Origin of the sequence: Singulisphaera chitinilytica, from assembly GCF_049331405.1 — a bacterium.
In the GTDB taxonomy this organism is placed as follows: domain Bacteria; phylum Planctomycetota; class Planctomycetia; order Isosphaerales; family Isosphaeraceae; genus PoT.
In genome coordinates this window covers 2886557-2899822 of sequence record NZ_CP186274.1, presented here as the reverse complement: position 1 = coordinate 2899822, position 13266 = coordinate 2886557, and the positions used below count along the sequence as shown (strand labels likewise).

At 65.9% G+C, this 13266-nt stretch carries 11 protein-coding genes and 3 pseudogenes; 4 read left to right on the top strand and 10 right to left on the bottom strand.

What is annotated here, in order from left to right; all coding sequences use genetic code 11:
- Window positions 1-35: 35 nt before the first annotated feature.
- From ACOYYX_RS11520 to ACOYYX_RS11505, 4 genes and pseudogenes are all read right to left on the bottom strand, one after another.
- A pseudogene (locus tag ACOYYX_RS11520) lies at window positions 36-533 on the bottom strand (transposase); the annotation flags it as partial.
- Window positions 530-745, bottom strand: a complete 216-nt coding sequence (locus tag ACOYYX_RS11515) for a hypothetical protein (protein WP_422931732.1) — start codon at window positions 743-745, stop codon at window positions 530-532. The pseudogene ACOYYX_RS11520 and the gene ACOYYX_RS11515, both read right to left, overlap by 4 nt.
- 370 nt (window positions 746-1115) lie before the next feature.
- Window positions 1116-2103: pseudogene (locus ACOYYX_RS11510) on the bottom strand (IS701 family transposase).
- 96 nt (window positions 2104-2199) lie between these two features.
- Window positions 2200-3000, bottom strand: coding sequence for an IS5 family transposase (locus ACOYYX_RS11505; protein WP_422930061.1), 801 nt, complete (start codon window positions 2998-3000; stop codon window positions 2200-2202).
- A gap of 330 nt (window positions 3001-3330) precedes the next feature.
- On the opposite strand from ACOYYX_RS11505, the gene ACOYYX_RS11500 reads away from it, so the two are divergent.
- Window positions 3331-4260 carry a recombinase family protein gene (locus ACOYYX_RS11500; protein ID WP_422930060.1) on the top strand — a complete coding sequence of 310 codons (930 nt, stop codon included), beginning with the start codon at window positions 3331-3333 and terminating at the stop codon, window positions 4258-4260.
- A 64-nt stretch (window positions 4261-4324) separates the two neighbouring features.
- Here ACOYYX_RS11500 and ACOYYX_RS11495 read toward each other — a convergent pair whose 3' ends face one another.
- Together ACOYYX_RS11495 and ACOYYX_RS11490 are read right to left on the bottom strand one after the other, a co-directional pair.
- Window positions 4325-4618, bottom strand: coding sequence for a hypothetical protein (locus ACOYYX_RS11495; protein ID WP_422923321.1), 294 nt, complete (start codon window positions 4616-4618; stop codon window positions 4325-4327).
- A gap of 8 nt (window positions 4619-4626) precedes the next feature.
- Complete coding sequence (locus ACOYYX_RS11490; RefSeq protein ID WP_422930059.1) at window positions 4627-6486, bottom strand: recombinase family protein; 1860 nt, start codon at window positions 6484-6486, stop codon at window positions 4627-4629.
- Between the two features lie 447 nt (window positions 6487-6933).
- On the opposite strand from ACOYYX_RS11490, the gene ACOYYX_RS11485 reads away from it, so the two are divergent.
- Both ACOYYX_RS11485 and ACOYYX_RS11480 read left to right on the top strand, forming a co-directional pair.
- Window positions 6934-7359 (top strand): hypothetical protein, encoded by a 426-nt coding sequence (locus tag ACOYYX_RS11485; RefSeq protein ID WP_422930058.1) that lies wholly within the window; start codon window positions 6934-6936, stop codon window positions 7357-7359.
- Window positions 7311-8012 carry a hypothetical protein gene (locus tag ACOYYX_RS11480; protein ID WP_422930057.1) on the top strand — a complete coding sequence of 234 codons (702 nt, stop codon included), beginning with the start codon at window positions 7311-7313 and terminating at the stop codon, window positions 8010-8012. The genes ACOYYX_RS11485 and ACOYYX_RS11480 overlap by 49 nt, the downstream gene beginning before the upstream one ends.
- Before the next feature lie 261 nt (window positions 8013-8273).
- Here ACOYYX_RS11480 and ACOYYX_RS11475 read toward each other — a convergent pair whose 3' ends face one another.
- Entirely contained in the window at window positions 8274-8546 is a 273-nt protein-coding gene (locus tag ACOYYX_RS11475; RefSeq protein WP_422931616.1) for a group II intron maturase-specific domain-containing protein, read from the bottom strand.
- Between the two features lie 457 nt (window positions 8547-9003).
- Window positions 9004-9537 carry a group II intron maturase-specific domain-containing protein gene (locus ACOYYX_RS11470; RefSeq protein WP_422930056.1) on the bottom strand — a complete coding sequence of 178 codons (534 nt, stop codon included), beginning with the start codon at window positions 9535-9537 and terminating at the stop codon, window positions 9004-9006.
- Window positions 9538-9935: 398 nt separating this feature from the next.
- Here ACOYYX_RS11470 and ACOYYX_RS11465 point away from each other — a divergent pair, with 398 nt between their 5' ends.
- Window positions 9936-11735 carry a recombinase family protein gene (locus ACOYYX_RS11465; protein WP_422930055.1) on the top strand — a complete coding sequence of 600 codons (1800 nt, stop codon included), beginning with the start codon at window positions 9936-9938 and terminating at the stop codon, window positions 11733-11735.
- Here the strand turns inward: ACOYYX_RS11465 and ACOYYX_RS11460 are convergent.
- Window positions 11640-11927, bottom strand: a pseudogene (locus ACOYYX_RS11460) (reverse transcriptase domain-containing protein); the annotation flags it as partial. The gene ACOYYX_RS11465 and the pseudogene ACOYYX_RS11460 overlap by 96 nt on opposite strands.
- A 594-nt stretch (window positions 11928-12521) precedes the next feature.
- A complete protein-coding gene (locus ACOYYX_RS11455; protein ID WP_422930054.1) occupies window positions 12522-13061 on the bottom strand; it encodes a group II intron maturase-specific domain-containing protein in 540 nt (179 codons plus the stop codon).
- Between the last annotated feature and the right edge of the window lie 205 nt (window positions 13062-13266).

Below are 13266 nucleotides of genomic sequence, written 5' to 3'. Positions count from 1 at the left end.
GCGGCCCCCTTGGCCCGCGGCCGGCCCAAGCCGCCGTAGGGAGGCGGAGGCTCGAAGAGGTTGGCCTCGGGGTGGAGCTCGCTCACCGGCGACAGCCGGGACCTATGGCGATGGCAGAGGCGCGCGAACTCCTGCGAGCCGTAGCCCGAGTCGCCGACGAAGACGGAGCGTCGGCCGGGGAACTCCATCATCAGGGCCCGCAGCAGCCGGCACATGAGCCGGGCCGGCGTGCGGTGCGGCCGGCCGCGTCGGCGGTCGTCCTCCTCGGAGCGATACAGGTCCACGAGCACCGGCAACGCCCAGGGGCGGCTCGTGCCGGGCAATCGGACGAGGACCGCCAGGATGACCCGGCGGTGGCCGTATTCCCGGGCGGTATAGGCGTGGGAGGAGCGGACCGGGTCGCGGTGTCGGGCCTTGCCGTAGAGGCACCGGCCTGGGTGGCCGTCGACGGTGTCGTCGCCGACGAGGAATACGGGCCCGCGCGGGTAGAGGCGATCGAGGATCAGGCGGGCGAGGGTGCAGCCGGGCCTCAGGCCCGACCACGGTGCGCGCGAGAGGACGCGTTGGTGATCGGTGCGATGCCCGGCGCGAGTTCGCCGACGGTCCGCAGCGGGTTGGCGACGGTGTGGCGGCCCTGGGTGAGGATGGCGGCCAGGAGCAGGACGACGAAGCGTCGATAGGTGGGGAGGGTGAAGAGCGGCTGGAAGGCCTCGAGCAGCGGCAGAGCCTCGGGTGATAGGATCATGATGGGCCCGTCCTCGGTCGGTAGCCTTGAGGTGCGTCAGCAACCCCTCAGGTTACCGCCGAGGCGGGCCCGCGAAATCGGCTTCAGTCGAGCTCAGAGGGCGGGAAACGTCCGCGCCGGGAGCGTCCAGCAACACGTCATCACTCGGATATCGCATTGTCGCCATATTCATCGGCCAAGAGCCAAATCGAGATCGATCCCTCCTCCTCGGCCCCATCGAGATCGATCCCTCCTCCTCGGCCCCAATACTGTGGTAATCGGGCCCTATCAGCCCGTTGAAATATTCTTTTTGGCCCAAGGAGACCCGTAAAATCCCCGGGTTTTTCAGTGTCGTTCTGCCCAAAATCTAATATTTATAGGAGTTACGCGGTCATGCTAGCTTGTACAGGGGCTGCGCGATGTAGGCGCGCACGGCTTCGCGGATGATCCGGGCCTTGGCCTCGTACCAGCTGACCCCCGTCCTGAAGAAGTTCCGCTCCAGGCGCAGGAACGCGCGGATCGACATCCCGATATGGTTCCGCTGACCCCTCGCCGAGCGCACCTGGGCACGCTCCACCCCGCAGCATTGCTTCAGCACCCGATGATACGTCTCGATCGACCAGCTCCGCTCGGCGACCGTCAAGCGTGCCAGCTCGTCCATCCCCAGGTCGTTCGTCGCCCAGTATTCAACGTCCCCGTCTCGGGAGACCACCCTGAACACCCGGATCGCGCCGAACCCCGGCAGATGCGCCAACGTACCCGACACTTCGATCGCCGCCTCGCCCACGGCGCGGGTGCCGGCCCTCGTCACGTCGACCTTGCGATTGACCTTCAGCTGGGTCAGGAACGTCCAGCCCAGCTCGCGCACCGCCTTGAGGTTCTCCAGGCTCGAGTACCAGCTGTCGAAGGCCACGCAGCTCGGCTCGAAGCCCCGCCCCTTGGCCGCGTGTAGCATGGCCAGGAAGTGGTCGTTCTTGGTGAGGCCGTCGTGCACCTTATCGTAGATGCGACAGTCGACCGGGGTGATCCGATCGCCGTCGGGTCCAGACCATGGTGATGAGGTTGATGCCCCAGACGACGGCCTTGTGCTTGCCCGACCAGTGCCGGTTGACCAGCTCGATCTTCTCGGCGTAGGGCTTGTCCAGGGTGGAGTCGTCGACGACCAGGACGCCCCCCTTGGTGTGGACCATGGGCCGGGCCTCCTGCCAGAGGGTTTCCGGGTCGGGCTCGAGCCGGCGGAGCAGGCGCGTGAAGGCATCGTGTGCGGCTGGCTGGGGGGCGTCGGGCTGCACCTTGGCGGCCTCCGTGCAGGTGACGGCGCGTGGGGTAGCGATCAGGAAGTCGATGTAGTCGGTGTCGCGGCATTTGGCGAGGCACATGGCCGTATCGTACTACGACAGAGAGCTTGGGGAGACGTGAACGCCCGGCAACTACTGCGTAACTCCTATATTTAGAGCGTTCGAACAAAATGAGGCTCATGCAAGGAACGTCATACAAATTAGCGAGCAAGCGATGGCCATGAACGCTTTGTGGATCGACGGCAGTCGGTCCCGGCGCAATCGGAGTCGGCCGAACTGGTGAGTCCAGGACAGCGTCCGCTCGACGAACCACCGGGATTTCCCCAGACCGCTGCCGTGCTCGGTCCGACGCCTCGCCAGGACCGGCCTGATCCCACGGCGCCGCAACTCGCGCCGGTGCGGTCCCGAGTCGTAGGCACGATCCCCCTGGACACGGCGGGAGCGGCGCCGCGGATGGCCCCGCTTGCCACGCACCGCGGGCACGGCGTCGACCAGGGGCAGGAGTTGAGTCACGTCATGGCGATTCGCCCCCGTCAGTGTCATCGCCAGGGGGATGCCTCGGGCGTCGGTCAGGACATGGTGCTTACTCCCCAACTTCCTGCGGTCCGTAGGGCTCGGTCCCGTCTCAGGGCCTCCGCAGGGGGCTCGGACGCTCGCACTGTCGATCAGCGCTCGGGACCAATCGATCCGGTCTGCGCCGTTCAACTCGGCCAGGAGGACTTCGTGCAACCTCTGCCAGATGTTTTGACATTGCCAGCGTCGGAGATAGCGCTTGCAGGTCTGGCCGCATCCCCAACCACATTCGGTCGGCAAGTCCTCCCAGGCTATGCCCGTCTTCAAGACGAAGATGATGCCGGTCAGGACCTTCCGCGGCTTCAAGGGCTTGCGGCCCGGGAAGCGGAAACGTCGGGGCCTGGGGGGTGGGATTAGGGGCTCGATTCGCTTCCAGAGTTCATCGGAGACGAGTGACTTGGCCATGAGAGCACCTCCGAGAAGGACCAGGCAGACTCCACCTCAAGCGACGGGTGGTGCGCGGCCACCGACGCCGGTTACCATCGACTTCGCCCGGTTGCTTGAGCTGGCCGCGTGGTGCCGACAGCACCTGGCCGAGACCCCCGGAGGGATGACATGGCCGCCGCCGCCCGACGCATCGTTCCCCCCCGCCCCTGACGACCGCCCCTTGCCCGCCGGCGATCACGCCGACCGTCTGGGCCCGACTGCCGGAGGAGCGGCAGCGACAGCTCCGAGACCTACTCGGGCAGCTCCTGGCCAGGCTCCTGGCGGCCACTCGCGGCGAGGAGGCCGGTCATGAATGATCCTCTCCGCTCGCCCAAGCTCAGGCCCTGGCACCTCGACCGCTCGGCATTCGTCTACGTCCGCCAATCCACGCCCCAGCAGGTGAGCGACCATCAGGAGTCCACCGCGCGTCAGTACGCCCTCGCCGACAGGGCAGCACACCTCGGATGGGCGGCCGATCGCATCACCATCATCGACGAAGACCTGGGCAAGAGCGGCCAGTCGATCGAGGGGCGCCCAGGATTCCAGCGGCTCCTGGCCGAGGTCGCCCTCGATCACGTCGGGCTGATCCTCGGCCTGGAGATGAGCCGCCTGGCCCGCTCCAACCGGGACTGGCACCAGCTCCTGGAGCTCTGCGCCCGCTTCCGCGTGCTGCTGGCCGACGCCGAGGCGGTCTACGACCCGGCCGACCACAACGACAGGCTCCTGCTCGGCCTGCACGGCATGATGAGCGAGGCGGAGCTTCACGTGCTCAAGGAACGCATGTATCAGGGCAAGCTCAACAAGGCCCGCCGCGGGGCGCTGATGGGCGTGCCCCCGCTCGGCTACGTCCGGCTCGCCACGGGCGAGTGGGCCATCGACCCCGACGAGCGGGTGCAGGCCACCGTCCGGCTGATCTTCGACCGATTCGATCGGGAGGCGACCCTGCACGGCCTGCTCCGCTACCTGGTCCGTCACGGGATCCGCATCCCGGTACGGTCCAATTCCGGCCCGAACCGGGGCGAACTCGAATGGCGGCGACCGAACCGGACGACGCTCTCGAACCTGATGCATCACCCGAGCTACGCCGGGGCTTACCGGTTCGGCCACCGGCAGGTCGACCCGCGGCACAAGCGGCCGGGCCGGCCGGCCACCGGCAGGAAGAACCGCCGGCCGGAGGAGTGCCTGGTGCTGATCCGCGACCGACTGCCGGCCTACATCGCCTGGATGTTGCAGCCATAATGCCTCCATCTTCACGCGTCGTCGACCCTCCTCGGCGGAGGGCCGTGGTGTCCAATCCGGCGAATCATCGCCGCTTTCCCTTCGAGATCGGCCCGGTCATCGCAGCGGGGTAGGCGACCGCCCCGCGTCTCGAGTGGGCCATGAGCTTCCGCAGTCGCTCCCTCTCCCTCCGATCGGCCCGGATGATCCACGGCCCGTGGGCCGAGACTCGCCGGGCATGTAACCAACCCCGGCCCGCCCAGTCGCGAAGCTTCCCGCCCGACACGCCGAGCTCTCGCGCCAGGCCGGACACCCACCATTCGTCCTTCCCCAGTCGCCCCTCGTCCTTCCCGCCGTCGCTCAACCCGCGGCGCGACATCAGCTTCCTCACGGACATCGCCGTGTAGCCCCGGCCGCCTTCGGCGGCCGGAGGCCTTCCTCATTGAGCCGGGCCGCGATCTGGCCCGCCGTGAATCCCTCGCGGCGCAACCGGGCGAGCCGCTCGAATAATCGGGCGTGGTCGCGAAGGTGCTCGTGGAGCTGGACCGGGCGGATGACCTCGTGGCGACTCTTGGAGCCGCCATTCCATTCTATTTCCACGTTTACATATTCGCTGTCTTTGCGGACATGGACGACGACCCGCTCGACCAGCAGGCGGACGATCTCCTTCCGCTCGGCGGGCGTCGTCGACGGGGCCTCCCACAGCGACGGGATGTCGCGGGACAACGCGGCGATCCGGGCGAGCTCGTCGCCGCTCAGCTCGGCAGGCCGGTCCCGTCGGTATCGGTCATATTCTTCTTCGAGCCGACGTTGATCGCTCAATGCCTCCTCCCAGCGACGCTCCAACGTCCGGGCGACGAGGCGGTTCTCCGGCTCGACCGCGTGGTACTGCCGCTCGGCACGCCCCGATTCATAACGCGCCCGCTCCAGTTGTTGCACCCAGTGGCGGTGGAGGCGGTCGCGTTCCTGACGGACGTCCCGGGCCGCCTGGAGGCTCAGCTCCAGCGCCGCGGGCTCCAGGGCGCGAAGGACCTGGCGCGCCACGAGGTCATCGACCGGCGTCGTCCTCAGGCCGTGGCACCTCGGCCCCGTGCCCACCTTCAGGTGTTGTTCGCACGAATAATATGCGGCGGACTTGCTCGGATAGGTGGAGTGCATCCGGTGGCCGCAGGTGCCGCAGGCCACCAGCCCCGCCAGCAGAGCAACGCCCCCGCGCGGCGCGCCCGGCGAGCCGGCGACCGAGCGGTTCTGCTCGAGGCGTCGGAGGTTCGCCAGGTATCGATCCCAGCCGATGTACGCCGGGAGGCGGTCCTTCAGTAACACCTTCCACTCCGAGATCGGCAGCCACCGTTGCCCTCGTCCGTGGCCGCCCGCCGCCTTCGCCCTCGGCTCGTCCCGGCGACGCCCGTAGGCATAGGCCCCGGCGTAGGTCGGGTTGTGCAACATCTGGTTCAGCGTCGGCAGCACGGGACGACGCCAGGTCAATTGGCCGCGGAGTGCCCCTCCCTGAGCTCGCATCCCCAGGCGGATGCCGTTCCGGACCAGATAATGGAACACGCCATAGATCGAACCGATTTCATCGAACTTGTCGAAGATCAGGCGCACGACGTCGCGGGCCTGCTCGTCGGGGTCGAAGGCCAGCTCGCCGGATGGCAGCTTGACGTACCCGCAAGGGACCTTGGAGAACAGCTCTCCGCGCTCGGCCTTATGGAGCCGGCCTCGATCCAATCGATTCCTCGCGGTAATGAGCTCGAATTCGCTGATGGTCCCCTTCAGGCCGAGCAGGAGCCTGTCGTTGGTGTCGTTGGCGTCATAGACGCCGTCCTGATCGGCCAGGAGCGTCCCGAAGAGGGCGCAGACCTCGAGCAGGTGGTGCCACTCCCTGGACGTCCGGGAGAGGCGGCTCATCTCCAGGCCCAGGACCAGGCCGACGTGATCCATCGTGACCTCGGCGAGCAGCCGTTGGAATCCGCGCCGTCGGTCGGGCTCCCTGGCGCTCCGACCCTGGTCGTCATCGATGACCAGGACCCGATCGGCGGGCCACCCCAGGGCCAGTGCCTGGCCGACCAGCTCATATTGTCTCTCTCGCGACTCCTTATGGTCGAGCACCTGCTGCGGGCTGGACTGGCGGATGTAGATGACCGCCAGGAGGTCCAGATGCCGGTCTCGGATCTTGGGCGATCGCCGACCCCGGGCGGCCGCAGGCAGGCCGCCCGGGGCACCGGCGGACGGGTCATGGCTCATCATGTGCCACCTCTCTTCCGGCCGGCGGTGCCGCGAGTTGATGGGCCATGACGCGGCTGAGCCGCCCGGAGCGTCCGCTGCCGCCGGTCGTCGGTCAGGGCCAGCCAGAGCCGGCCCGGCGGCGGGAACGCCCTCGGCCCTGTCCGGCGCGGGGGGACACTTTCGCCCGATGATCGTCGCATGAGGGGCCTCCCTGTCGGGACTTGATCCGGCGCCCTTCGATCCATTCGACGAGACTGAGCAGCGCCGCGAGCCCGATTATGGGCAGGTCCGAGGATGGTCCGCGAGGTGTGACTTCGGTGGGAGTCCGTCTGCTACTTCTGGGATCGATTCCGGGCCAATCAGGAGCGGCTCGAGGCCAATCGGGCACGCCAGGGCCGACCGGGCGCGCCGCGACAAGGGCACTCGCTGCTCGCCGGGTTGCTGCGATGCGGGCGATGCGGGCGGCGGATGATCGTGCTCTACTCGGGACCGAAGGATCTTCACGCTTACACCTGTACTCGTGGCCCCACGGGCTATGGGGAGCCGCTCTGCCAGGGCCTCCCCGGCCCGGTGCTCGACGAACTGGTGGCCGGCCGGGTCCTGGCGGCCGTCGAGCCGGCGGCGTTGGAGGCGAGCCTGGCGGCGGTGACCGCCGTGGAACGAGAGCGGGCCGAACTGGCCCGGCACTGGCAACTGCGCCGAGAGCGGGCCGATTATGAGGTCGATCGAGCGGCCCGTCAGTATCAGGCCTGCGAGCCGGAGAATCGCCTGGTCGGGCGCGAGCTGGAGCGTCGCTGGGAGGGATCGCTGAAGGAGCGGAGGCGTCTCGGGGACGAGTACGAGCGATGGCGACGGACGGCCCCGGTCGGCTCTCGCCCGACGACGAGCGGGTGATCCGCAGCCTCGCGGGCGATCTGCCTGCGGTGTGGCGGGCGGCCACGACCATGCCGGCCGAGAGGCAGCGGATCGCCCGGCTCCTGATCGAGCGGGTGAGCGTCGTCGTCGACAAGGCCAGCGAGCGGGTGGACGTCGAGTTGCATTGGGCCGGCGGGCCGGTCGAGTCGCATGCCCTATCCCGGCCGGTGAGGCGTTACGACCTCCGGTCCGACTATCCCCGGATGATCGGGAGGATGCGGGCCTGGTGCTCCGAGGGGCTGAGCACCGCGGAGATCGCCGATCGCCTCAACGAGGAAGGCTTCCGGCCCCCGAAGCGGGCCGATCGCTTCAACCGCGGGATGGTGCAACGGCTCCTATGCCGCCTCGAACTGACCCATCGCAAGCCCCACGGGAGCCCGACGGGCCTGGGCCCTGACGAGTATCGGCCCGGGGCACTGGCGCGTCGGTTGGAGATCGGCCGGGATACGGTGCGGAGGTGGATCCGAGCCGGCTGGGTGACCTCGAGCCGCGACGCCCGGGGGCATCACGTGATCTGGGCCGACGCGCCCGAGTTGGACCGCCTCCGAGAACTCCTCGCCCTGGCGAGGACCTGGGCGACCAAGGATCGGCTGTCGGAATTGTCCAAGCCCAAGGGCCGTCCGGGGCGGTAGACTAGCGGCGGCCCGGCTCACCACGAGCCGGGCCGCCCTACCGCTCACTTGGAAGGCATTATGGCTGGTACATCGAGAAGGAACACGCTCCACTAACCATCCTTCGCTCGGCCAAAGACCTTGGTTCTCATTTTGTTCGAACGCTCTTAGTAGAGTAGGCGGGGCCGAAGCCCCGCCCCTCATCAAACCGGACGGGCGGATTTCCCGCATCCGGCTTATCCGAGAACGATCAGCCCAAGGCATGCACGAGTCGTCCACGGATCAGGGACGCGGCCTTGCACACGGATGTGTGCGGCGTTGCCCCAGAGTCGGTTCCAGAAGCTGCAATCCCAGGGATTGCAGATGGACCAGGAACGACTTCCCTTCCGCAGGCCGGAAGGGCCGCTGACTCCGACGCTGCAGGTGTCGGACCAACCGCCCCAGCACATAACTATCCGCGCGGTTGAAAATCCGCCGTGGATAGCCATATGCAAAGTAGCGGCCCCAACCCGCCAAGTACCTGCTCATGTCTCGTACCAGGTCATCGACCGGCACCAGACCCCGGCTGCTGGCGGTCAGTTCCCGCACACGATCGCGGAAACGGCCCAGCGAACGCTTCGATAGGGAATACGTTGAGGTATCGCCCACCGCGACCGAAGAGGTCGCGGTCGAAGCGAAACGTATACCCCAGGAAATCCACACTCTCCGACGGCCGCTTCAGATCGACCGTCCGCGTCTTCGATCGGTTGATGGTCAGGCGAAAGCGCCCTTCCAACTGCGATTCCACCCAATCGATTAGCATCCGGCTGATCCGCGGAGCCAAGATGACGAGTCGAGTGGCCCGGGGGAGTTTCACCCCCAGGCCCTCTCGGATCCGGACGGGAGGCACTCGCCTCATCCGGCTCTTATGATCCAGTCGCCGGTCGAATCCCGATCTGCCAGAGGACCAGCAGATTGGGGTCTCGTCGCGCCACCTGACCCAGCCAGTGGGCTGCGTTGATGGAGTGACGCCTCAACCTTTGTATTTCCGCTGCGACCATCTGACCAGGGCGCGTTCCAGGTGCCTGAGGACCGGGGTGAGCGCCGACCGGTAGAACCGGCCGTAGTAGTTCGCCCACCCCCGTACCGAAGGATTCACAAGCCCCGCGATCTCCTCCAGGGATTGATTGTTCCGGGTGGCGGCCAGCCGCCACTCGCGGATCGTCTCCCGGATCGCATCGGCGGCCTTGTCGTTGATCGCCGGGATGAAGCTCACGAAGTACTTCCCCCATCGATTCTTGGCCCGCCGGGGCCGAAAGGTGTAGCCGAGGAAGTCGAACTTGATATGCTCATGCTGGCCCCTCCGGTCATCGTCCTGGCAGTACACGATCTTGGTCTTCTCAGGGTGAAGCTCAAGGCGGCACTCCTTCAGACGCTCCCGGACCGCTTCGAGCACGTGCTCCGCTTGAACCCGGCTCTTGGCGTGAATGATCACATCGTCGGCATAGCGCTCGAACCGGATGTCCGGATAGGTCCGGCTCATCCAGAGATCGAACGCGTAATGCATGAAGAGGTTCGCCAGCAAGGGTGAAACCACGCCCCCAACAATGTTGCAAAATTGTCCCTGATTCCTGACGCTGTCATTTCCAGATCACGGCTCCGACCGAAGTACGGGCAGGGATGGCAGCCCCGATCCGATCCCTATGCAAGGCAGACTGACGGCCGCGGTCTCGGCGAGGAGGGGTCAACATGAGGACATCACGAAGACCGACCCTTAGGCTCACGGTCACCCGCCATTTCGTGTCCAGCCGGCTCCAAGACCAGATCATCGTGCGTGCATATGAGACGATCATTCCGATCGTCTCTCGGCCTTTGGAGCGACTACAGCCTCGAAGCCATGATGGTGTGCCCGACAGGATGGCGTCGCGGGATCTCCGATCGAAGGCCGGGGGAGTTTGACCAGCCATGGCAAACCGCGATCTCCGCGTGGCGCTTTATGTCCGGGTCTCGGGGGAACAACAGGCCAAGGAGGATACGATCGATAGCCAATTGAGAGCGGTGATGCAGCGAATCGCCGGCGATGCGCTGGAATGCGACCCCGAGCTGCGTTTCGTGGATGACGGCTATAGCGGGAGCATCCTCGCACGCCCCGGTCTCGAACGACTCCGCGATCAAGCCGCCGCCGGGGCCGTCGACCGTCTTTATGTGCTCGACCCGGACCGGCTCTCCCGCAAGTATGCCTATCAGGTCTTGATCCTCGAAGAATTGACTCAGTGCGGTGTCGAGGTCATCTTCTTGCGCAATCCCGTCGGCCGCGGTCCTGAAGCCGACTTGCTGCTTCAGGTCCAAGGGATGATCTCCGAATACGAGCGTGCCAAGATCATGGAGCGTTGCCGCAGGGGCAAGCAGCACGCCGCCCGCCGCGGCTCGGTCAATGTCCTTAGCGGTGCACCGTATGGCTATCGTTACATCGGCAAGCACGAAGGAGATGGCGAGGCTCGTTATCAGGTCCTTGTGGAAGAGGCTCGGGTCGTGCGGCAGATCTTCGCATGGGTGGGCCAGGAACGCTGCTCGATCGGCGAGGTATGCCGACGGCTCCGGCAGGACGGCATACCGACACGGACCGGCAAATCGTCCTGGGATCGCGCGACGGTCTGGATGATCCTCAAGAACCCCGCATACAAGGGGACTGCGGCCTTCGGCAAGACACGCTCGGGTGAGTTCAAGCCACAGCGGCTTCGCCCTCAACGAGGCCGCCCCGAACACTCCAGGCGTCCGGTCTCACGGGTTGACACGTCTTCGGAAGAGCAAATCTTTATCGAAGTTCCCAGGCTGGTAAGCGAAGACATGTTTATGGAGGTCGAGGACCAGCTCGAGGAGAACCGGCGACGCCGTCGCGACCGGCCCGGTGGAGGCCGGTATCTGCTCCAGGGCCTGGTCGTCTGCAAACGCTGCGGCTACGGCTGTTACGGCAAGCCGACGAGCCGGGCTGCGTCCGAAGGCGAGGGCCGGATCCCCTACGCCTACTACCGCTGCACGGGCTCCGACGCCTATCGTTTCGGCGGGCAACGCCTCTGCTGGAACAAGCAGATCCGCACCGACATGCTCGACTCCGCCGTCTGGGAGGACGTACGGGGTCTCTTGGCCGAGCCGGATCGGGTCCGGTTGGAATATGAGCGGCGGCTCCAAGGGACGCAGGGCGGGCCGAATCAGGAGGTGGAACATTTCGGCAAACTGATCGGCAATGTAAAGAAGATGATTTCTCGATTGATCGATATTTACAGCGAGGGGCTGCTCGACAAGTCGGAGTTTGAACCCCGGATTTCGGCGGCGAAGACGCGGCTCTCGAGATTGGAGGAGGAGCAACGACAGCGGCTCGTCGAGGCCGCCCAAGAAGCCGAATTACGGCTGGTGATCGGTCGGTTGGAGGAGTTTGCGAGTCGCGTTTCGCAAGGGCTGCAAGAGCCAGACTGGACCACGCGACGGGAGGTAGTCCGGGCCTTGGTGAAGAAAGTCGAGATCGACGACCAGGAGATTCGCATCGTCTATCGAGTCAGTCCATCCCCTTTTGAAGGAGTCCCCCAACAAGGTTCTTCGCAACATTGTTGGGGGCGTGATCACCCCGCCTTGCGGCGTTCCCCGCTCGGGTCGAGAGACCTTCTTGCCGCCCGCTCCGTCAGCTTCGATGATGGGCGCCCGGAGCCAGGCCCGGATCAGGGCCAGGACCGAACGATCCACCATCCGCATCCGCAGGCACTTGAGTAACTGATCGTGAGGGATCGTGTCGAAGTAACCCTGCAGGTCCGCGTCGTACACCTCTCGCCGTCCGGCCTGGAGGTGTTGCCGGATCTCGGCGAGGGCATCCCGCGCCGACCGGCCCGGACGGAAGCCGTACGAGCTGTCGACGAAGTCCGCCTCGAAGATCGGCTCCAACACCAGTAGCACCGCCGCCTGCACGATCCGATCCTTAACGGTCGGAATGCCCAGGGGCCGCTGCCGCCCGTCGGGCTTGGGGATGTATACGCGTTTGACCGGCTGCGGCCGATAACGGCCGGTGCGAAGTTCTTCGTGCAACTCCAGGAGGAATGCCGCCGCGCCCGGGCCATCGATGATGTCCTGACACGATCGGCCATCCACACCAGCAGCGCCGTCGTTCTTCAACACCAACCACCAGGCGGCCGTCAGCACGTCGTGCCGATAGACCCGGTCGTACAGGGCGTAGAACCGAAATCTCGGCTCTCGCTCGGCCTTGCGGCCCAGCTTCCACCGCAGTCGAGAGACGGCCAACGGCAGGGTCACGCCCGACTTGACCTCCGGGTGGTCCGGCGGTCGATCGGCATCGCGGCCTGTCGCGTGGTCCGTAGTGGGACTGATGTCCAAGCGGGTCTCTCTCTCTTGGTGAAGCAAATCCTCGGCAGGGCCCCTTCGCTCCGCCGGAGTTACCCGGCCTCGACGCTGTCGGGTCGGAGGAGGCGCGCCGAAGCGCTGGCCTCCGTCCGCCGCTCAAACTGGACGTGCAGTTTTCCCGCATCCAGCTTTTACAAGGGCGCGTCAGCAACGCAGGTTCAGGGAAGGAATCAGGTGGATCAGGCGCACGAGTCCCAGCTCGCCGTACAGTTGACGTTCCGGAAGCTGCTTCCAGCCACGACAACGCCATCTCTTGAATCGTTGCGACCAAATCCGTCGCAAGATCCAGCGGTCGAGTTGGGCGAAGAGCTTGCGGATGTGGGCCTTGCAGAAATATTGGCCCCAACCGCGGATGACCGGATTTAATTCGGCGATCAATTCCCGGGTACTCACCGGGGCTTTGCGCCGGGTCCGCTGACGGATCTGGTCCTTGAAGTGCTCGATCGACTTCTGCCGAGGGTACGCGTAAAGGTTCCCTTGACGGCAGCCTGTACGGATCCGGCCCGGTGCCAACTTCAGTTGCTGGCGACCGCGCTTGATCTTGTAACCCAGGAACTCGAAGCCGGTCGTGACGTGAACGATCCGCGTCTTCTCGACGTTGAGCGTCACGCCCAAAGCATCCAGGATCTTGGTGGCCTCGGCCAGGACCCGGCACGCTTCCGCCCGAGTGTGACACGTGACCACCCAATCATCAGCGTAGCGCGTCAGCCGAAAACCTCAGCGACGCATCTCGCGGTCAAACGGAGTCAAAAGGATGTTACTCAACAAGGGGGAAACGATCCCGCCCTGAGGTGTACCCTGCTCAGTCGGGAGGCGTTGGCCCTCGGACAGGACGCCGGCTTTGAGCATGCGCTCGATGAGCCGGAGCACTCGCCCGTCCGAGATTCGT